Source organism: Mumia sp. zg.B17 (assembly GCF_019550915.1).
GTDB lineage: Bacteria > Actinomycetota > Actinomycetes > Propionibacteriales > Nocardioidaceae > Mumia.
The window spans coordinates 542,572-561,388 of sequence record NZ_JAHWCI010000005.1; the positions used below are offsets into that span (position 1 = coordinate 542,572).

Genomic DNA, 18,817 nt, shown 5'->3' on the forward strand with positions numbered 1-18,817 from the left:
CTCAGCGGTCGCGCCGCCGCCCGAAGACGTTCGTCCGGGCCAGGTCGACCACCTCGTCACCCCGACCGGAGAGCACGGTCCTGAGTGCGTAGAGCGTGAAGCCCTTCGCCTGCGAGGCGGTGACCGTCGGGGGGATGGCCAGCTCCTGACGGGCCACCATCACCTCCACGACGGCCGGTCCGGGCGCTTCGAACGCCTCGGAGATCGCGTGCGGCAGCCGGTTCGGCTGGTCGACCCGCTCGCCGTGCATGCCCATCGCCCGCGCGATCGCGGCAAAGCTCGGGTTGGTGAGACCGGTGCCGAAGTTCACGATGCCGGCCGCCTTCATCTCCAGCTCCACGAAGGCCAGGGACGCGTTGTTGAGGACCACGATCTTCACCGGGAGCTCCTGCTGGACGAGCGTGATCAGGTCGCCCAGGAGCATCGACAGCCCTCCGTCACCGCAGAGGGCGACCACCTGCCGGCCCGGGTACGCCGCCTGGGCGCCGATCGCGTGCCCCAGGGCGTTCGCCATGGTCCCGTGGGTGAACGACCCGACGATCGACCGCTGCCCGTTCATCTCCAGGTAGCGCGCCGCCCAGATCACCGGCGTGCCGACGTCGCAGGTGAAGACCGCGTCGGCGCTGGCCATCTCGGAGACCGTCCGCGCGACGTACTGCGGGTGCAACGGCCCGTCACCCCCCGGGCCGGCGAGCTCGTCGAGTTCCTTGCGGCTCCGGGCATAGTGCGCGAGCATCTTCATCAGGTGGCCGTCGTCGCTGCGCGGGTCGAGCAGCGGGGTCAGCACGCGCAGGGTCTCACCGACGTCGCCGACCAGCCCGAGATCGATCGGCGTCCGCTTCCCGAGCTGTGCACCGCGCACGTCGACCTGGATCACCGCCGCGTGCTCGGGGAAGAACTGCGGGTAGGGGAAGTCGGTGCCGAGCATGAGCAGCACGTCGCACGCCTCCATCGCGCGGTACCCGGAGGAGAAGCCCAGCAGCCCGGTCATCCCGACGTCGTACGGGTTGTCGTGCTCGACGTACTCCTTGCCGCGCATCGTGTGCACGATCGGAGCCTTGAGCACCTCCGCGACACCGACCAGCTCGCCGTGAGCCCCGGCGCACCCCGCGCCGGCGAGGATCGTCACCCGCTCGGCGGCGTCGAGCAGGGCGACAGCGCGCAGCAGGTCGGTATGGGCCGGGACGACGACAGCGCGGCTCGCCTGGATCGTCGACGGAGGACGGCGCCCTGAGGCCTCGGCCAGCATCACGTCGCTCGGCACCACGACGACCGCGACGCCTCGCTCGGCCACGGCTGTACGGAACGCGATCTCGAGGATCCGTGGCAGCTGCTCGGGCGTCCCTGCCATCTCGCAGTAGACGGAGCACTCCTGGAAAAGCTGCTGAGGATGGGTCTCCTGGAAGTAGCCGCTGCCGATCTCCGAGCTCGGGATGTGGGAGGCGATGGCGACGACAGGCACCCGGCTGCGCTGGGCGTCGTACAGACCGTTGATGAGGTGGAGGTTGCCGGGCCCGCAGCTCGCGGCCACGACGGCGACCTCGTCGGTCAGGTGCGCCTCCGCAGCGGCAGCCAGCGCGGCCACCTCCTCGTGGCGGACGTGCACCCACTCGAGCGTTCCGTCCTTGCGCAGCGCGTCGGTGAAGGCGTTGAGCGAGTCGCCGGGCAGGCCGTACACCCGCTTGACACCTGCGGCCTTGACCGTCTCGATCATCACCTCTGCTGTGCTCGGCATCGTCACTCCCCGGTTCGGCGGCCGTGCTCCGACTCTGGCCATCGTCACATCGCCCGGGTGGACCGGCAGGAATGATCGACCCTGCCGGTGTCGTTGAGCTTGCTCGTGGACACCACCGCGATCGTCGAGCGTCTCGAGCGCCTGGAGGAGCTGCTGGCCGCGCTGCGCCGCGACCATGCGGCGATCGTGGCGGCCTCGGAGTCCTCCAACGCCGACGACGAGCACGACCCCGAGGGCTCGACGATCGCGTGGGAACGCGAGCAGATGTCCGCGCTGATTGCTCGTCACGAGGCTGAGCGTGAGCAGCTCACCGCCGCACTCGGTCGTGCCGCCGCCGGAACCTACGGGGTGTGCGAGCGCTGCGGGCGACCGATCCCGGCCGAACGGCTCGCCGTACGACCGGCCGCACGCACGTGCGTCGGGTGCGCCTGACTCAGCCGGCGCGGTGGGCGGCGACGCGGCTGCCCAGGAACGACGTGTAGGCGACCAGCCCGACGGTGGCGAGCTTGCGGGTGCGGCGCGAGAGCAGTCCGAGCCCGAGCGCCACCTCGGTGGCTCCGTTGCGCTTGATCCACTCGCCGGTGTTCTCCGGGAACGCCGCCTCGTTGATCGACGCGAAGGTCTGCGGGGTGACGAAGTGGGCGGCGCCGGTGGCGGCGATCAGCGTTCCGGCGAGCGGGGCGAGCTTGGACATGCTTCTCCTCGAGTAGGGGTCGACGTGACCGTACCGACGACCCGTACGGGTGACAAGGGCACGCCTCGGCCAGTGGCTTGACCTCCAGTGAACTTGAGGTGTGACGATCTCGCTCATGCCTGCCTCCGTCCGCTCGGACACTCCCTCGAGCCTGTGGGATCCCCGCTGCCTGCCGTTCGTCGTCGGAGCGCTCGCGCTCGTCACTCTCGGCGCGTTCGAGAACCGCGCGACGGTCGCGATCCTACCCACCGTGGCCGGCCACCTCGACGGGATGGCGCTCTTCGGCGCGGCTGCCGCTGCACCACTGATCTCCTCGGTCGTCGCGACGGTCGCTGCGGGCCTCTGGTGCGATCGGCGCGGGCCGACTCCCGCGCTGGCGACCGGCCTGCTCGTCTTCACGTTCTCCCAGCTCGTGATGGGAGCCGCGCCGGGCATGACCGTGCTGCTCGTCGGACGTGTCGGCACGGGGGTGGCCGAGGCGCTCCTCGACGTCGCCCTCACCGTACTGGTCGCCCGCGTGCTCCCGAGGAGCCTTCGTCCGAAGATGTTCGCGGCCATGGCGACCGCGTGGATCGTCCCTTCGCTGATCGGGCCGTTGATCGCCGGGGTGCTCGCCGACCTGGTCGGATGGCGGTCCGTCTTCCTGGTCGCGATCGCCCTCACGGTGCCGGCCGCACTCGCCCTGCGGCCGTCCTTGCGGACACTTCGAGGTGCGGACGCCGCGGAGCCGTCGACGGCACCCCCGGACACGCGTCAGATCCTGGTCTCGGCTGCCGTGGTGTCCGCCGGTCTGGCTGCCCTGACGCTGGGCGGCCCGGGCCTCGAACACAGCGCACACAGCGGGTCGACGGCGATCGTCGGAGGTGTCGCCGTGGGCGCGGGACTCGCGCTGATCCTGATCGGCGCACGGCGCGTGCTCCCTCGTGGCACCGCCCGGTTCGCCGCCGGACTGCCCGCCGTGGTCGCGAGCCAGGGCCTTCGGGCGGCGTCCTTCGCCGGCGCCGGCGCCTTCATCCCGCTCATGCTGACCTCAGTCCACGGGCTGGGACCGGCAGCCGCGGCGAGCAGCCTCACGATCACGGGGCTGTCGTGGGCCCTGGGCTCCCAGGTGAACGGCACGTCCGCGGTCCAGCGTCGGACGACCGTGACCGGACGCGTGCGGGCATCGTTCGCGCTCATCTGCCTCGGCATCCTCGGTCCGGCCATGGTCGCGATCGACCGGCTCCCCGTCTGGGCAGGGCTCGCACTGTGGGCTGCTGCCGGCATCGGCATGGGTGTCGGCTCCCCGACGCTCACGACCCATCTCCTCGCGCTCGCTCCGGAGGACGAGCAGGGCCGGCTCACGGCCGCGTCCATGCTCGCGGCGACGATCTCCCAGTCGATGCTGATCGCGGTCGCAGGGGCGGCGATCGCGATCGTGGGGACGCCCCTGCCCGGCGCGGTCCTGGCCGGGATCCTCGCCACTGCGGCCGCGCTCGCGCTGTGCGGCGCGGCGGCCGCCTCGCGGGTCGAGGCACGCCCGACCGCGTCGATCACGTAGCCGACGTCTGCTGTGCCCGACGTCTGATGCGCCCGGGGTCAGATCTCGTCGTCGACCAGCGCGCCCTGCCACGAGCGGACGGCGACGACGATCCTCTCGACCGCGCTCGGGAGGTCCGCGACCGGCTCGAAGACCACACCTCCCCGAGGCTCGGGCGGCGTGACCTTGGCCCAGCCCGGACCGCCGATCAGGACGAGAACCGGCGACAGCGCGGACTCCTGGAGCGAGAGGAGGAGACTGGGGTCGGGACGACGCATCGAGGCCCACACGAACGCGACCTTGGGCCGAGACCTGACCAGCTCGTCCACCATCGCCGGGAGAGGAACCCGTCCCCCGAGCGATCGGCTCGCCGTCCCCGCCTCGGCGAGCGCGGCCTCGAGGGCGGCGACCGGCAGCGAGTGCTGCTCCTCCTCAGCGCAGGCGAGAAGGACTTCTCCATCGGCCGACCCGCGAGTGCGCTGCTCGGCCCGGGCAGTCGCACCGTGCAGGGTCGTCATGACGATCTCGGTCGTCAGGTGCTCGCCGGCGATCCCGAACGCCGGGTCCCGCCAGCGCTCGCCCACCGCCTGGAGCAGTGGGACGAGGACCTCGTCCCACGCGCGCGCGACCCCGCGCTGGGTCACCGCGCGCGACACGTGCCGACGGATCGCCGCGGTGTCACCGCGGGCGGCCGCCGCCAGGAGGACCGACACGAGCTCGCCGCTGATCTGCTCCTGCGCCCGACCGAGGCCCATCGGGGACACGTGCGGGTCGGCGCGTACGGCCGCGACCGCGAGCTGGGGGGACATGCCGTCCGCGACCAGCCGCGCCACGACGGCCAGCCGGCCGACGTCCTCCTCGGAGTAGCGACGGTGCCCACCCGCGCTGCGGCCTGAGGGAGCAAGTCCGTAGCGGCGCTCCCACGTGCGCAGGGTCGCCGCCGGCACGCCGAGGCGTACGGCGACATCGCGCACGCTCATGCCTTCAGAGGGTGCCATCCGGTGCCTCTCTAGTCGGGCGGCGTCTGCGACAGAGTATAAACCTGCTCACGATTCGTCAGGCTTGAACTGGTTGAACGTGGACGCTTCGGAGGCCGATCGCTGGATCTACAGCGATTCTGACCAAGAAAATTGGTTCAGGGATTTGACAGGTGAACAACTTCGCGTGCTACGTTTTGGCTCCCGCCGAGAGCAAGGAGTCACCGTGAGGACGAACGAGCAGACCGTACGGGTCCGCCGTGGTCGCAGCATCACCACGGTGCTGTCCCTGCCGCGACACCGGTCCTTGCTCGCCCTGCAGGAGGAGCTCCTCCAGGGAATGACCGGAGTGGCATCCGCAGGCAGTGTCATCCGTGCGACGCACCGCGCCGCAGCACGGACGCACGCCGCCGATGACACCACCTGGATCGAGCAGGTTGGGCGGCTCTCTCGCGACGAGCTCGCCGCCGCCGCCGGCCTGATCGATGACGCGGCATGACCACGTCGCTGTCCCGCCCCTGGCTCCAGGGTCGCCTGACGATCGACCGTCTGATCGGGCGGTTCGCCGAGGCCGACCTCTCCCCCGCGCACGCCGCACGCAGCACGATCTCGGTGCGAACGATCAACAACGACTGGTTCGCACCCACCCCGACATGAGACATCCGGTCACCGCGACCGCGCACGACTTGGCACCACATAAGACCAGCACGATTGAGGAGCAGTAGACATGAGCAGCAGTATCTCCCGCCTCCCGATGCCCCTGATGGACGAGTACGAGTGGCAGTTCCAGGGCGCATGCAACGGCGCCGACACGTCCATCTTCTTCAGCCCCGAGCACGAGCGTGGCAAGAAGCGCCACGACCGTGAGGCCAAGGCCAAGGCGTACTGCGCCGTCTGCCCGGTGGTCAACGAGTGCCTCAACCACGCACTGCGCGTCCGGGAGCCCTTCGGCGTGTGGGGCGGCCTCAACACCGGCGAGCGCAACGCCCTGGTCGAGACCGGCACCGAGCGCCGCGCCAGCTGATAACGTCCGACACATGGGGGTCTTCCGCAGCAAGGGCGTTCAGGACGAGGTGAAGGCCTCGACCTCAGGACAACCGCGCGATCCTGAGCACCGCGCCGTCACCGAGATCGTCACCACCCTGACGAGCGGTGTCACCTGGCGGATCGACCCGGTCCCCCCGCAGGACGGGACCGACTCCGACTAAGAGCAGCACCCCGTACGAAGGGTCTCCGTCCATCCGGGCGGAGACTTTCGTACGTCCGGGGCCCCCGCCCCGCCCCGCCCCCTCTCCCGGATTTGGTGAGGAGATCGGGGTTTTCCGCCGAGGATTCCCGATTCCCTCACCGAATCGGGCCCGTCGAGCGTGGTCGGCGGCACGACAGTGAGCGTGCCGAGGTGGCGGGCCATGGATACCGTCGACTGTGATGGTTGCGCCGCACGCTCCCAGCCGCTCCGTCGGCCCACTCGGCCTGACCTTCGTCGTCGTCGGCGGCGTGGTCGGATCCGGCATCCTGTTCGCCCCGCTGTTCGCTGCCCAGCAGGCCGGACCCGCTTCCATCATCGCGTGGCCGATCGCGAGCCTGATGCTGATCACGGTGGTGCTCGTCTTCGCCGAGGTCTCTGCCATGCTGCCGGTCGTCGGGGGCCTCGGGCTCCTTCCCACCTTCAGTCACGGACAAGGCGTCGGCATCGCGATCGGTTGGGTCGCTTGGGTGGGGTACGTGACCGCGGCGCCGATCGAGACCCAGGCGATGCTCGAGTACGCCAGCAACGAGGCGGCCTTCGACTGGCTCTTCGTCGCTGAGACCTCCTCGGGCGGCGAGAGTCCGCTCAGCCTCCCGGGCATCGCGGCCGCAGCCGTCGTCCTGGTGGCCTTCACGGCCCTCAACGCGTACGGGGTGGCGCTCTTCACCCGGGTCAACACCGCGCTGACCTGGGTGAAGCTGCTCATCCCGGTGGCCGTCACCGTTGCTCTCCTCACTCAGTTCTCGTCCGCGCCGATCCGCGAGACCGGCTTCGCTCCCGAGGGCGTGGCCGGAGTCCTCGGGGCCCTCACCACGGGTGGCGTCGTCTTTGCGTTCCTCGGCTTCCGACACGCGCTCGACCTCGCGGGCGAGGCACGGCGGCCGCAGCGGACCATCCCGGTAGCACTCGTAGGAGGCATCCTCATCTGCACCGCGCTCTTCACCGCCCTCCAGGTCGGCTTCGTCGGCGCGGTCGACCCAGGGGACCTCGATCGTGGCTGGGCCGGCCTCGATAGCGGTGGGGCGAACGGCCCGCTCGCCGCACTGCTCACCGGCCTCGGCATGGCCGTGCTCGCCAAGCTCGTCCTGGCCGACGCGGTGCTCGGGCCGTTCGGCGCAGGTCTGGTCTCCACGGCTTCCACCGGCCGGCTCGCAGTGGCGGTGGCACAGAACGGCCTCTTTCCACGGACCGTGTCGGTCTTCTCGCGTCACGGCGTCCCGCTGCGTGCGATGGTCCTCAACCTCGCGGCCGGGCTCCTGCTGCTGCTCGTCTTCCGTGACGGCTGGTCGGAGCTGCTCGCCTTCAACTCCGGCGCCATCGTGCTGTCGATGTCGCTCGGCCCGGTGACCGTCGTCGCGCTGCGTCGCCAGGTGCCTGACCGCGTACGGCCGTTCCGCCTCCGCGGGCTGCCCGTGCTCGCACGCGTCGCCTTCGTCGTGGTCAGCCTGATCGTCTACTGGACCGGGTGGGACACGATGATCAAGGTGACGATCCCGATCGCGGTCGGCATCGCCGTGCTGGCGTGGCGCATGGTCCGGGACCCCGAGCTGAGGCGAGCCCTGGCGCTGCGCTCGCTCGTGTGGCTCGGTCCCTACTACGTCGGGCTGCTGACCCTGACCTTCGTCGGGAGGTTCGGCGGGGGCCGTGAGCTGCTGCCGTCCGGTGTCGACATGGTCGCCGTCGCCCTGTTCGCGCTGGCGTTCTTCGAGTGGGGCGTACGCTCGGCGCTGCCCGCCGCCGAGGCAGCCGCAGCGGTCGCCACCGTCCGCGAGGTCCGGACCGGAGACTCGGGGCGTGACGCGGCTGGTCTGCATGAATGACGCATGCGGGTCGGAGGGATCCGCGCGGAGACATGACGCCGCGCTGCAGACAGCCTGAGAGAAAACACAGAGGCGCTCCCGGCCGGTGGCCGGGAGCGCCTCGTGGTGCGGGGACTGCATGTGGTGGAGCTGGCGGGAATCGAACCCGCGTCCTTCAGCGCAGAACCAGGACTTCTCCGAGCGCAGACTGCTATGTCGTTTTCTCAGCCCCGACGCTCGAGCAGACGCGTCGTCGACAGGCTCAGTCGCTGTTGATGTCCCCTGTCAGTCCCGCGACCGGACTAACAGAGCAAGCCTCCTAGCTGAGGCCGGTGACTGGGACGGAGGCGTTCCCAGGCCGACCCTTCACCTAGCTCGCCTCAGGCGGCGAGGGCGAAGTCAGTGCGCTTAGAATTGGCACTTATTGGTTTCCAAGGAACGTTTACGAGATGACCCTGGATTCTCGGCTCGCTTCTCCTGCTACGTACGACCAAAGTCGAAACCGATCAGCCCCGCTGTGATGTTGTCAACTGTGACGCCACGCGACCGGCTCTGAACCGCTCGCGCACGACCACGATACCTGGTCCAACCTTGCAGCGACGACCGGCATTCCACAGGTCACCTCAGGCGTCGAACAGCCGCAGGCCGTTGTGCCACAGGACGTCGCGCAGCCACGCGTCCCCCAGGTCGAGTCGTGCGAGCGCCTCCACCTGGTGCGCATAGGCGTACGGGATGTTCGGGAAGTCGGTCCCGAGCAACACCTTGGGCTGGAGATCGCGCAACCGAGGCAGCAGGTCACGCGGGTACGGAGCGGTCTCCTCGGTGAAGTCGGTGAACACCATCGTCGTGTCGAGACGGACGTTGACGTAGCGCTCGGCCAGCCCGAGGAAGTCCTCGTACTCGGGGATCCCCATGTGGGCGACGATCATCGGCAGGGTGGGGTACGCGGCGAGGACCCGGCCGATCAGCTCAGGCCCGGTGTAGGTCCCAGGCGCCGGCCCGGATCCCGCGTGCACGACGACCGGCACCTGAGCATCGGCGATCGCGCCCCAGACCGGGTCGAGGTACGGGTCGGTCGGGTCGAAGTCGCCGACCTGCAGGTGGGTCTTGAAGATCTCGACGCCGTCGGTGATCGAGCGTCGGACGTACGACCCGGCCTCAGGCTCGGGATAGAACGTCGCGGACCGCAGCGCGTTGCCGAAGCTGTCGGCGAAGCCCGCGGCCCAGTCGTTCAGGAACTCGGAGATCCCGGGCTTGTGCGCGTACGGGAGAGCCGAGTAGCGGAGGACGCCCATCCGGCCGAGCTGCTCGACGCGCTCGTCGACGGGCTGGCGGTAGCGGATCGGCCACGGCCGGCCGGTCAGCGGTCCGACGGAGTCGAAGTAGGACCAGACCTTGTCCATCACCCGCGGCGGGAGGAAGTGCACGTGCACGTCGAAGAACCCCGGGATCCCCAGTGCGTCCGCCAGAGCAGGCAGGTCCTCGTCCCGCAGGTCTTCGCCGGCAGAGGCGATCCCCGCCAAGGTCATCCCGGCATGCCCTTCACCCGGCGCCCCACCTCGGCCTGCACCTCGCGCGTGGCCTGGCGCTCGGCGATCGCCTGGCGCTTGTCCCACGCCTTCTTGCCCCGTGCCACCGCGATCTCGACCTTGGCCCGCCCGGAGGAGAAGTAGAGCGAGAGGGGCACGAGCGTCACGCCCGGCGTCGACACGGCCTTCTCGATCTTCTCGATCTCACGGCGGTGCAGCAACAGCTTGCGCTTGCGGCGAGCGGTGTGGTTGGTCCAGGTGCCCTGGGCGTACTCGGGGATGTGCACCCCGTGGAGCCACACCTCGCCGCCCTCGATGTCCGCCCAGCCGTCGGTGAGGTTGGCCCGCCCCTCACGCAAGGACTTGACCTCGGTCCCGGACAAGACCATGCCCGCCTCGTACGTGGCGTCGAGGTGGTAGTCGTGCCGCGCCTTGCGGTTCTGCGCGATCAGCTTGATGCCGGTGTCCTTGGCCATCTGACCATTCTCCCAGCGTCGTCGACCAGTTTCACGGGAGGGAGGTGATCGATCCGCGTACCGGCCCGTGACGGCGTACCTTCGGACGGTGACGGACGCACCTCGGGACACACGCTGGGGCGCACTCGTGGTGTGCCTGACCGCCGGATTCATGACGTTGCTCGATGTCAGCATCGTCAACGTCGCGCTGCCGTCGATCCGCAGCGGGCTCGAGGCGTCGGACTCACAGATCCAGCTGATCGTCGCCGGCTACTCGCTCGCGTTCGGCATCGTGCTCGTCCCGGCGGGGCGGTTGGGTGACGCACTGAGCCGGAAGGTGGTCTTCTGCATCGGCCTGGTCGTCTTCACCACGTCGAGCGCGCTGGCGGGCGCGGCGTCCGATCCCGCGTGGTTGGCGGCGGCCCGGATCCTCCAGGGGGTCGGGGGCGGTCTGATCAACCCGCAGGTCTCGGGGTTCATCCAGACCATGTTCCGCGGCGACGAACGAGCCCGCGCGTTCGGACTGTTCGGTGCGACGGTCGGCATCTCGACCGCGGTCGGCCCTCTTCTCGGCGGCGCGCTCGTCACCCTCGGCGGCGCCGAGCACGGGTGGCGGTACGTGTTCTTCGTCAACGTCCCGGTCGGCATCGTGGCGTTGGTCCTCGCCCTGCGCTGGCTCCCCCGGTCCGAGCCCGGGCCACGGGAGTCGCTCGACCCGGTCGGTGTCCTCCTCTTCGGCGGAGCCACCTTCCTCGTGCTGCTGCCTTTGGTGGACGGGGCGCGGGGCGAGGCGCTCTCCTCGCGCCCGTGGTGGATCGTCGGCGTCGCCCTCGCGCTGCTCGTCGCGTTTGCCGCGTGGGAGCGCTGGTGGGCCCGCTCCGGCCGGGCGACGCTGGTCGACCTCTCGCTCGTACGGATCCGTTCGTACATGCTCGGTCTCGGGCTCGGCACCCTCTACTTCGCCGGCTTCACCTCGATCTTCCTGGTCCTCACCCTGTATCTGCAGAACGGCCTCGGCTACACCGCCTTCGAGGCCGGTCTCACCCAGATGCCGTTCGCGCTGGGCGCGGCGGTGGCGGCGTGGCTGGGTGGTCGGCTCGTCAACCAGTACGGTCGAGCGCTCGTGGTGAGCGGCCTCGTCCTCGTCATCGTCGGGCTGGTCGGCGTCGACCTGCTCGTCCCCCACCTCGACGACCGCGTCGGCCTGTGGCTGGCCCTGCCGCTGGTCGTCGCCGGCTTCGGTGGTGGGCTGGTGATCTCCCCCAACGTCACGATCACGTTGTCGGAGGTCGACGTCCGTCACGCCGGTGCCGGGGGTGGCATGCTCCAGACGGCGCAGCGCGTCGGCAGCGCGATCGGGGTCGCGCTGGTGCTCGCGCAGTTCTTCAGCCAGCTCGAGAGCACCGACGGCGACTACGTGGCGTCGATGACCCTCGCCCTGCGGACCACGGTGGCCTTCGTCGTCGGCGCGCTGGTCCTCGGGCTCGTCGATCTGCTCACCGACCGTCGCCGGCGGCGCTGATCGAGAACCGCCCCCGCCGTCAGAGCCACTTCATGGGATTGGTGGTGTCACCGTCCAGCAGCACCATGAAGTGCAGGTGGCACCCGGTCGAGTAGCCCGTCGACCCGACATAGCCGATGACCTCTCCACGCTGGACGCGCTCGCCGGGCCGCGCCGAGAACCGCGACAGGTGGTTGTACGTCGTGGCGACGCTGTAGCCGCGGTTCTGACCGTGGGCGATGATGACGCGGTTGCCGTAGCCGGCGTTGAAGTAGCGGTCCACGACCCGCCCCCCGGCCGCCGCTCTCACAGGCGTCCCGCAGGCAGCGCCGAAGTCGGTCCCGTCGTGCAGCTTCCAGTAGTGCAGGACCGGGTGGAAGCGCATGCCGTACGAGGACGTGATGGGGGCGCTCACGGGGTACGAGAGGGGGTTGCCCGAGGACGAGCCGCCACCACCGCCGCCGCCCACGCCCCCGCCACCGCCGCCACCGGAGTTGCCGGAGTCGCCGGACGCCGAGCCGCCGCCATTCCCACCACCGCCGGAGCCGTCGCGCTTCTTCTGTGCCTCCTTGCGCTGCCGCGCCCGCTCGCGCGCCTCCGCTCGGGCCAGTGCGGCGCGCTCCGCGGCTGCGATCGCCTTCAGCCTCCCGGAGATCGAGGAGCGCTCGGACTCCAGGGCGGCGAGCTGGGCGGCGTCAGAGGATCGGGCCTGCTGCGCGGTGGTCTGGGCGACCGCGTTGGCCTGGACGAGCTGGGCGACCTCGGCCTCCTGCTCGCGCGCATCCTTCTCGAGCCGCTGCTGCGTCGCGAGGTTCTCGGCTGCCTCCTCGCGCTTGACCTTGACCTCGTCGCGAAGCTTCTGGACCTTCTCGCGGTGCAGGTCGAGGACGATGCTGGTCGCCTCGAGCGTGTCAACCTTGGCGAGGCGGGCGTCAGTGACGGCCTGGTCGAGGCTGACCTGCTTGCCGTACGCCGCCGGATCGACGCCGTTGACCAGGGCAGAGAACGCCCGCAGGCTGGGCGACCCGCCCTGCAGGGACTCGACGGTCATCCGCTCGACCACACGGGAGGCCCGGCGCTGGCTCCGGCGTCCCCTCTTCGCGTCCTTCTTGGCGACGACCAGCTCGGCCTGCGCCTTGAGGAGCGCTGCCTGCATCGCGGCATCACGTGCCTGGGCCGCCGCGAGCTGGACCCGCGTGGTCGCCAGGGACGTCTGCGCCGACGACAGGCTCACCTGAGAGCTCTGCAGCGTCCGGGTCGCGGCGGCGAGCTGGGCGCTCGACTGGTCGAGTTCGGCCTGGGCTCCCGAGATCTCCGACTGGACCTGGTTGCGGCGGTTCTTGAGGTCGTCCTTGTCGTCACCCAGCGTCGGGCTCGCAGCCGCTCCGGTCAGCGCGATCAGCAGGCAGAGCACGAGGGCGGTGCGGACGCGCGTGCCGGCACGCCGGGGAATGACGAGTCGCACCACGGGCCTGCCTCTGGTCGGGGAAGTTCCGTGGGTGACGCTAGCCCGTCATTCGGGACCTTCCGCGCATTTCGACGCGCCCGGGCGTGCCGCAACCGTTGGTCGAGACCAACGACTCGGTTAGACCTTCAGGTAGCGGCGCGTCATCACGACCGTCGGCACCAGGGCCAGCAGCAGCGCCAGCACGGTCGTGTATCCCATGACCGTGAGCGCCTCCTCCCAGCGCACCCAGGTGGTGAGACCGGCGAGCCGGTCACGGAGGAACCCGTACACGACGAAGTGCATGAACGCCGCCAGGCCGGCGCACGCCAGCACGGCCGAGATCACCGCGGCGACCAGCGACTCCAGGAGGAAGGGCAGCTGGATGTGCCAGGACGACGCACCGACGAGGCGCATGATGCCGATCTCGCGACGACGGGCGTACGCGGTCATCCGGATCGTGTTGGAGACCTGGAGGACGGCGGCGACGATCAGGAGCAAGGACGTCCCGAGCGCGGCCCACCGGAGCTTGGAGAGCACCTCGAAGAGCGGGGCGAGGAGGTCGCGCATGCTGACCACCGAGTTGACGCCGTCCATGCCGCTGATCTGGCTCTGGACCCCTTCGAACTGGTTGGGGTTGCGCAGCGTCACCATGTAGGACGTGCCGAACGACTCCGGGCCTAGCGCCTCGAGCTGCTTGCGGTCCTCCTCGTTCTGGCCGAGCCACTCCTGCGCCTGCTCGTAGTTGCGCTCGGGGCTCCAGCGCTCGACGGAGCGCACCTCGGGGTTGCCGTCGAGCGCAGCCGCGACCGCCTGCTCCTGCTCCTCGGTCGCCCGCCCGCCGACGCACGTCTCCGCGGAGGAGTTCTGCGTGCAGAGGTTGACCTGGATCTGGAGCCGGTCGCCGAAGTACTTCTCCGTACGGTCGGCCTGCGCCTGCAGGAGAAGCCCCAGAGAGGCGAGGACCAGCGACACGCTCATCGTGACGACCAACGAGACCGTCATCGAGAAGTTGCGCCGCAGCCCTGTCGTGAGCTCGGAGAAGATGCTTCCCAGTGCCATCGGTCCTCGTCAGTTCTCGTAGTCGTAGGCGCCGCGCGACTGGTCACGGACCAGCACGCCACCGCTGAGCTCGATGACCCGCTTGCGCATCTGGTCCACGATCCCCGCGTCGTGCGTCGCCATCAGGACGGTGGTGTCGGTGCGGTTGATCCGGTCGAGCAGCTTCATGATGCCCACCGACGTGACCGGGTCCAGGTTGCCGGTCGGCTCGTCGGCGATCAGGATCATCGGTCGGTTCACGAACGCGCGCGCGATCGCGACGCGCTGCTGCTCACCGCCGGAGAGCTCGTCGGGCATGCGCTCGCCCTTGCCCTCCAGGCCCACGAGCTCCAGGGTCTCCGGCACGACGCGCCGGATCTCCGAGCGGGGCTTGCCGATCACCTGGAGCGCGAACGCGACGTTCTCGGAGACCGTCTTGTTGGGCAGCAGGCGGAAGTCCTGGAAGACGGTGCCGAGCTGGCGCCGCAGCTTGGGGACCTTCCAGTTGGCGAGGCGGTTGATCTCCTTGCCGGCGACGTAGACGCGGCCGGTCGAGGGACGGGTCTCGCGAAGGATCATGCGGAGGAACGTCGACTTGCCCGAGCCCGACTGGCCGACGAGGAAGACGAACTCGCCCTTTTCGATCTCGAGGCTGATCTTCTCCAGGGCCGGTCGCGGCTGCCCCGGATAGGTCTTGCTGACATTCTCGAAGCGGATCACCGTGCGAGTGTACGCAAGGCTACGGAGTGCTTCCCTCAGCGCCACGCCGCCACCGGATACCGGCCTCGACGAACCCGTCGATCTCGCCGTCGAAGACCGCCTGGGTGTTGCCCGTCTCGTAGTCGGTCCGCAGATCCTTCACCATCTGGTACGGGTTGAGGACGTACGACCGCATCTGGTCGCCCCACGAGGCGTGGACGTCACCGCGCAGCTCGTCGAGGTGGGCGCGCTCCTCCGCCTTCTTGAGCGCGAGCAGCTTGGCCTTCAGGATGACCATGGCGCTGGCCTTGTTCTGGAGCTGGCTCTTCTCGTTCTGGCAGCTCACGACCGTGCCGGTCGGGATGTGGGTCAGCCGGACGGCGGAGTCGGTCGTGTTGACGCTCTGGCCGCCGGGCCCCGAGGAGCGATAGACGTCGACGCGGATCTCGTCCTCGGGGATGTCGATCTGGTCGGTCTGCTCGAGAACGGGGACGACCTCGACCGCGGCGAACGACGTCTGACGTCGCCCCTGGTTGTCGAAGGGGCTGATCCGGACGAGCCGGTGCGTGCCCGACTCGACCGAGAGCGTGCCGTACGCGTACGGCGCCTTGACGGCGAAGGTCGTGGACTTGAGGCCCGCCTCCTCCGCGTACGAGGTGTCGTAGACCTGGACGGAGTACTTGTGGCGCTCGGCCCAGCGGATGTACATCCGCTGCAGCATCTCGGCGAAGTCGGCGGCGTCGACGCCGCCGGCGCCGGAGCGGATCGTGACGAGGGCGTCGCGGGCGTCGTACTCCCCCGACAGCAGCGTGCGGACCTCGAGCGCCTCGACAGCCTTCTCGATCCGCTCGAGCTCGACGTCGGCCTCGGAGAGGACGTCGGCGTCGTCAGCCTCGCGGCCGAGCTCGACAAGCACCCTCACGTCGTCGATGCGCTGCCGGAGGCTGATGACGCGCTCGGTCTCGGCCTGTAGGACCGACAGCCGCCCGGTGACCTCTTGGGCGTGCGCCTGGTCGTCCCACAGGTCGGGTGCGGACACCTTCTCCTGGAGCTCGGCGATCTCTGCCCTCATCGTGTCGAGGTCGAGAACGGCCTCGATCGACGTCATCGTCGCGTCGAGGGACTTGATTGCTGCGTCGAGATCTCGTCCTGCCACGACAACGAGCCTACCCGCCGGACCCTGGCCCGATGATCCGAGGGCGAGCGCGGCGGGCCCAAGCAGGGCTCAGCGTGTCAGCGCGACGCAGCCTGCGCCCTTGCAGTCCTCGTACGCCTCGAGCCGCCGCTGGAGCTCCTGCACCACGGGATCGCTCGGCCGGAACAGGTTGAACCGCTCCCAGGCACCCGCGCGCGAGAGGCCGCGGTAGTACTCGTACGTGTGGCCGGCCTCGGCGCCGTCCTGCGTGTCGTAGCGGACCAGGAGGGTATCGGCGGACCGGACGGCGATGTACGACGGGATCGCCCCGGTCAGGCCCTCACCGTCAGGGTCGTCGGCGGACCTGGGCGGTCGGGTGTGCTCGATGAACGCGTACCGCGACCCAGCGGCGCGTGGATTGCGCAGGATCGACATCAGCGAGCGCCCGTCACGGACGGCCGACGGTTTGATCCCGGCGATCTGCTCCAACGTCGGCGCCACGTCGATGTTCTGCACGACCTGGTATCGAGGCCCACGGACGACACCCGGGCCGGCGATCACGAGCGGGACACGGATATCCGTGTCGTACGCGCTCGACTTTCCAGGGCTGAGCCGCCGGTGGCCGAGGTGGTAGCCGTTGTCGCTGGTGAAGACGATGTAGGTGTCAGGCCCGACCGTGCGCATCACGGCGCCCACGAGGTCGTCGACCGACTGAGCCATCCGGACGCGGTTGCGGTAGTGGTTGCTCATCTTCTTGACCTGCTGGCGGTTGAGCCTCTTGGTCTGGCCGAAGGACGGCGCGATGCGGCCGTCGGCATAGCGCGGCCGCGAGGTCCCGCGGCTGGCGTTGAAGCTCGGGTGCTTGCTGACGTCGACCCGGTCGCAGCGCACAGGACCACAGTCGCCGTAACGCAGCCGCGGGTTCTTCTTGGCCTTCTTGCCGGTGCGGGGTCGGTCGCGCACCGCCGGCGGATACTTCGCGTCACCCTTGCGCGCCGCCTTGACGTTGCGGTGGTGCACGCCCGTCGGGGCGATCTCGACGAAGAACGGCGTGTTCTGACGCTCGGCGGCCTGCAGGTGTCGCACCGCCATGCGGCGCAGGACATCGGTCGAGTACTCGCTGTCCTTGGTGCCAAAGCGGCGGTTGGTCAGGACCCGGTCGCCAGCGCGGTTGCGGGTCACCGAGGTCATCGTGTAGTTCCACATCGCGTACATGTTGGTGGTCAGCGCGTTAAAGGTGTGCCAGCCCGGTGGCGGCGGGGTCCCGGGCGTGCCCGGATAGCGGTTGATGTACTTGCCGAAGAAGGCAGTGCGATAGCCGGCGTCGGGGCGCGTGATCGCGTAGGCGAACGTCTTCGTGTCGTTCTTGGCCTTGACCCAGGCCGGATAGCCACCGACCGGCTTAGCAGCGTCACCGCCAGGGATGTTGTTGTAAACCTTCGAGTTGTGCGGGTACATCCCCGTCAGGAACGAGGCGCGGGACGAGCAGCACAACGAGTCGACGACGAAGTGCCGCCTGAAGTCGGCGCCGCGCGCCTGGAGCTTCTTGACGTTGGGCATGTACTTCACGAGCGAGGAATCGAGGTCATCGGCGACGATCGCGACGACGTTCGGCCGGTAGCGCGCCGTCCCCGCAGGGACGGTCGTCTCGGCAGATCCTACGGCGCTTCCCGCCGCGGCCGAGGCTCCTGCGGCGTCGGCCGAGACAGGGAGCGGGTTGTGGACGCCGGTCACGCCGACTACGCCGGCGCCGACCACGACCGTCGCCGCAACCGCGGCCACGACCACACGCCTGACTGTGAAACGCACGCAGAATCCTCCTCGAGCAAAAGGGCGGAGGCACGAGTGTACGACGACGCCTGACCGCGTGCCCCCCGGTCGGCGTGTCACCCCAGGTCAGGCCTTTTCGAGCGCCGCGATCCGTTCCTGAGCGTCCGTGGTGTGCTGCGGATCAGCCCCGAGCGCACGGTGGAACCACTCCAGAGCGTCCTGTGTACGGCCGGCTTCCGCGAGCGCATCCGCATACGCGTACCGAAGGCGAGCCAGCCACGTCGTGGGGCTCGAGTTGTGGAGCGGCTCCTGCTGCAGGAGGGCGATGGCCGCGTCGACCTGGCCCAGGTCACGACGCGCACCGGCGGCGACGATCGCGGCCTCGACCCGGACGTCGATGTCCGTGATCTTCTCGCGCGCATCGGCGATGACCCGTAGCGCCCGGTCGGGACGCCCGAGCGCACGCTCGGCGTCGGCGATGAGGGCGATGTGGTCGTAGCCGCCCGTCATCCGCTTCGCGGCGCGCAGCTCCGCGAGGGCATCGGCCCACCGGCCGGCCGCGTACGCCGTCTCGCCGGCAGCCTCGCGGATCACGCCGATCCGGGGCGCGAGCTCACGAGCAGCGCGTGCATGCTTGTAGGCCAGGTCAGGATCCTCGTCGATCAGGATGCCTGCGGCCACGAGGTGGGACGCGACCGAGTCTGCCTTGCCAGGGGTGAGCGACGTCAGGAGCCGACGGATGCTCTTGTCGAGCTGGTCGGGGTGGACGCCGTCCGGAATCGGTGGGCCTTCGACCCGGCGCGGAGCACTCTGCCGGTCGTCATCACGGCGCGGACGCGAGCGGTCACCGTCACGAGAGGGACGCGAGCGGTCGCCGTCGCGAGGGGGACGTGAGCGGTCGTCGTCACGTCGCGGTCCGCGAGAGCCGCCGGCAGATCCGCCAGGCCTCCCACCCGAACGCTGGGGACCAGTGCCACGGCTCGACGGGCCACCCCGCCGGTCGCCCTGACCGCCGCCACGGCTCTGGTCGCTCCCCGGGCCGCCACGGCCCCGGTCGCTGCCACCCTGACCGCTTCCGCCCTGACCGCTTCCGCCCTGGCCGCCACGGCCTTGACCGCTGCGCCCCTGGCCTCCTCGGTCCTGACCGCCCCGGTTGCCACGCTCGCTCATCGTGATTCCTTCCGCGCTGTATGCGCTCAGTCTCGCTCATCTCTGCACCCGGGCGCGGGATCTCCGCGCTCCGGACGCACAAATGGGTCGTGGGGGGGGG

19 protein-coding genes and 1 other RNA gene are annotated in these 18,817 nt (G+C 69.8%); 8 read left to right on the forward strand and 12 right to left on the reverse strand.

Annotation, left to right across the window (positions count from 1 at the left end):
• Position 1 precedes the first annotated feature (1 nt).
• Positions 2-1,735 (reverse strand): ubiquinone-dependent pyruvate dehydrogenase, encoded by a 1,734-nt coding sequence (gene poxB, locus KV097_RS08350; RefSeq protein ID WP_220340888.1) that lies wholly within the window; start codon positions 1,733-1,735, stop codon positions 2-4.
• A 105-nt stretch (positions 1,736-1,840) separates the two neighbouring features.
• On the opposite strand from poxB, the gene KV097_RS08355 reads away from it, so the two are divergent.
• Complete coding sequence (locus KV097_RS08355) at positions 1,841-2,167, forward strand: TraR/DksA C4-type zinc finger protein (protein ID WP_301022589.1); 327 nt, start codon at positions 1,841-1,843, stop codon at positions 2,165-2,167.
• A gap of 1 nt (position 2,168) precedes the next feature.
• Here KV097_RS08355 and KV097_RS08360 read toward each other — a convergent pair whose 3' ends face one another.
• The gene (locus tag KV097_RS08360; protein WP_220365606.1) at positions 2,169-2,429 is read right to left on the reverse strand and encodes a hypothetical protein; all 261 of its coding nucleotides are present in this window, start codon (positions 2,427-2,429) and stop codon (positions 2,169-2,171) included.
• 115 nt (positions 2,430-2,544) lie between these two features.
• Between KV097_RS08360 and KV097_RS08365 the strand changes: the two genes are divergently transcribed.
• The gene (locus tag KV097_RS08365; RefSeq protein WP_220365607.1) at positions 2,545-3,969 is read left to right on the forward strand and encodes an MFS transporter; all 1,425 of its coding nucleotides are present in this window, start codon (positions 2,545-2,547) and stop codon (positions 3,967-3,969) included.
• A gap of 38 nt (positions 3,970-4,007) precedes the next feature.
• Here the strand turns inward: KV097_RS08365 and KV097_RS08370 are convergent, their stop codons facing one another.
• On the reverse strand, positions 4,008-4,928 hold the full coding sequence (locus KV097_RS08370; protein WP_220340885.1) for a MerR family transcriptional regulator: 921 nt from the start codon (positions 4,926-4,928) through the stop codon (positions 4,008-4,010).
• Between the two features lie 223 nt (positions 4,929-5,151).
• On the opposite strand from KV097_RS08370, the gene KV097_RS08375 reads away from it, so the two are divergent.
• The 5 genes from KV097_RS08375 to KV097_RS08395 all read left to right on the forward strand — a co-directional run bounded on the left by KV097_RS08375 (position 5,152) and on the right by KV097_RS08395 (position 7,994).
• On the forward strand, positions 5,152-5,424 hold the full coding sequence (locus KV097_RS08375) for a hypothetical protein (protein WP_220340884.1): 273 nt from the start codon (positions 5,152-5,154) through the stop codon (positions 5,422-5,424).
• Complete coding sequence (locus KV097_RS08380; protein ID WP_220340883.1) at positions 5,421-5,582, forward strand: hypothetical protein; 162 nt, start codon at positions 5,421-5,423, stop codon at positions 5,580-5,582. Before KV097_RS08375 ends, KV097_RS08380 begins: the two co-directional genes overlap by 4 nt.
• Positions 5,583-5,652: 70 nt before the next feature.
• The gene (locus tag KV097_RS08385; RefSeq protein ID WP_220340882.1) at positions 5,653-5,949 is read left to right on the forward strand and encodes a WhiB family transcriptional regulator; all 297 of its coding nucleotides are present in this window, start codon (positions 5,653-5,655) and stop codon (positions 5,947-5,949) included.
• Between the two features lie 13 nt (positions 5,950-5,962).
• Positions 5,963-6,133, forward strand: a complete 171-nt coding sequence (locus tag KV097_RS08390) for a hypothetical protein (protein WP_220365608.1) — start codon at positions 5,963-5,965, stop codon at positions 6,131-6,133.
• A 220-nt stretch (positions 6,134-6,353) separates the two neighbouring features.
• Positions 6,354-7,994, forward strand: coding sequence for an APC family permease (locus KV097_RS08395; protein ID WP_220365609.1), 1,641 nt, complete (start codon positions 6,354-6,356; stop codon positions 7,992-7,994).
• 121 nt (positions 7,995-8,115) lie between these two features.
• Here the strand turns inward: KV097_RS08395 and ssrA are convergent.
• From ssrA to smpB, 3 genes are all read right to left on the reverse strand, one after another.
• Positions 8,116-8,487: a transfer-messenger RNA gene (ssrA, locus tag KV097_RS08400) on the reverse strand.
• Positions 8,488-8,596: 109 nt separating this feature from the next.
• Positions 8,597-9,502: an amidohydrolase family protein gene (locus tag KV097_RS08405; RefSeq protein WP_220365610.1), complete on the reverse strand. Its 906-nt coding sequence runs from the start codon at positions 9,500-9,502 to the stop codon at positions 8,597-8,599.
• The gene (gene smpB / locus KV097_RS08410; protein ID WP_220340878.1) at positions 9,499-9,978 is read right to left on the reverse strand and encodes an SsrA-binding protein SmpB; all 480 of its coding nucleotides are present in this window, start codon (positions 9,976-9,978) and stop codon (positions 9,499-9,501) included. The genes KV097_RS08405 and smpB overlap by 4 nt, the downstream gene beginning before the upstream one ends.
• An 88-nt stretch (positions 9,979-10,066) precedes the next feature.
• On the opposite strand from smpB, the gene KV097_RS08415 reads away from it, so the two are divergent.
• Positions 10,067-11,479, forward strand: a complete 1,413-nt coding sequence (locus KV097_RS08415) for an MFS transporter (RefSeq protein WP_220340877.1) — start codon at positions 10,067-10,069, stop codon at positions 11,477-11,479.
• Between the two features lie 19 nt (positions 11,480-11,498).
• Here the strand turns inward: KV097_RS08415 and KV097_RS19730 are convergent, their stop codons facing one another.
• The 6 genes from KV097_RS19730 to KV097_RS08445 form a co-directional block, all read right to left on the reverse strand.
• On the reverse strand, positions 11,499-12,926 hold the full coding sequence (locus KV097_RS19730; RefSeq protein ID WP_220365611.1) for a M23 family metallopeptidase: 1,428 nt from the start codon (positions 12,924-12,926) through the stop codon (positions 11,499-11,501).
• 117 nt (positions 12,927-13,043) lie between these two features.
• Positions 13,044-13,964 (reverse strand): permease-like cell division protein FtsX, encoded by a 921-nt coding sequence (ftsX, locus tag KV097_RS08425; protein WP_220340874.1) that lies wholly within the window; start codon positions 13,962-13,964, stop codon positions 13,044-13,046.
• Positions 13,965-13,973: 9 nt separating this feature from the next.
• A complete protein-coding gene (gene ftsE / locus KV097_RS08430) occupies positions 13,974-14,663 on the reverse strand; it encodes a cell division ATP-binding protein FtsE (protein WP_220340873.1) in 690 nt (229 codons plus the stop codon).
• A gap of 19 nt (positions 14,664-14,682) precedes the next feature.
• On the reverse strand, positions 14,683-15,798 hold the full coding sequence (prfB, locus tag KV097_RS08435) for a peptide chain release factor 2 (protein WP_220346676.1): 1,116 nt from the start codon (positions 15,796-15,798) through the stop codon (positions 14,683-14,685).
• Between the two features lie 69 nt (positions 15,799-15,867).
• Positions 15,868-17,586 carry a sulfatase-like hydrolase/transferase gene (locus KV097_RS08440; RefSeq protein WP_220365612.1) on the reverse strand — a complete coding sequence of 573 codons (1,719 nt, stop codon included), beginning with the start codon at positions 17,584-17,586 and terminating at the stop codon, positions 15,868-15,870.
• A gap of 87 nt (positions 17,587-17,673) precedes the next feature.
• Positions 17,674-18,228 carry a tetratricopeptide repeat protein gene (locus KV097_RS08445; protein ID WP_308289373.1) on the reverse strand — a complete coding sequence of 185 codons (555 nt, stop codon included), beginning with the start codon at positions 18,226-18,228 and terminating at the stop codon, positions 17,674-17,676.
• Between the last annotated feature and the right edge of the window lie 589 nt (positions 18,229-18,817).

Bases quoted from the DNA above. Each gene is read 5' to 3' on its own strand.
- poxB (WP_220340888.1), bottom strand. From the start codon at position 1,735: ATGCCGAGCACAGCAGAGGTGATGATCGAGACGGTCAAGGCCGCAGGT.
- KV097_RS08360 (WP_220365606.1), bottom strand. From the start codon at position 2,429: ATGTCCAAGCTCGCCCCGCTCGCCGGAACGCTGATCGCCGCCACCGGC.
- KV097_RS08365 (WP_220365607.1), top strand. From the start codon at position 2,545: ATGCCTGCCTCCGTCCGCTCGGACACTCCCTCGAGCCTGTGGGATCCC.
- KV097_RS08370 (WP_220340885.1), bottom strand. From the start codon at position 4,928: ATGAGCGTGCGCGATGTCGCCGTACGCCTCGGCGTGCCGGCGGCGACC.
- KV097_RS08380 (WP_220340883.1), top strand. From the start codon at position 5,421: ATGACCACGTCGCTGTCCCGCCCCTGGCTCCAGGGTCGCCTGACGATC.
- KV097_RS08385 (WP_220340882.1), top strand. From the start codon at position 5,653: ATGAGCAGCAGTATCTCCCGCCTCCCGATGCCCCTGATGGACGAGTAC.
- KV097_RS08390 (WP_220365608.1), top strand. From the start codon at position 5,963: ATGGGGGTCTTCCGCAGCAAGGGCGTTCAGGACGAGGTGAAGGCCTCG.
- KV097_RS08395 (WP_220365609.1), top strand. From the start codon at position 6,354: ATGGTTGCGCCGCACGCTCCCAGCCGCTCCGTCGGCCCACTCGGCCTG.
- KV097_RS08405 (WP_220365610.1), bottom strand. From the start codon at position 9,502: ATGACCTTGGCGGGGATCGCCTCTGCCGGCGAAGACCTGCGGGACGAG.
- smpB (WP_220340878.1), bottom strand. From the start codon at position 9,978: ATGGCCAAGGACACCGGCATCAAGCTGATCGCGCAGAACCGCAAGGCG.
- ftsX (WP_220340874.1), bottom strand. From the start codon at position 13,964: ATGGCACTGGGAAGCATCTTCTCCGAGCTCACGACAGGGCTGCGGCGC.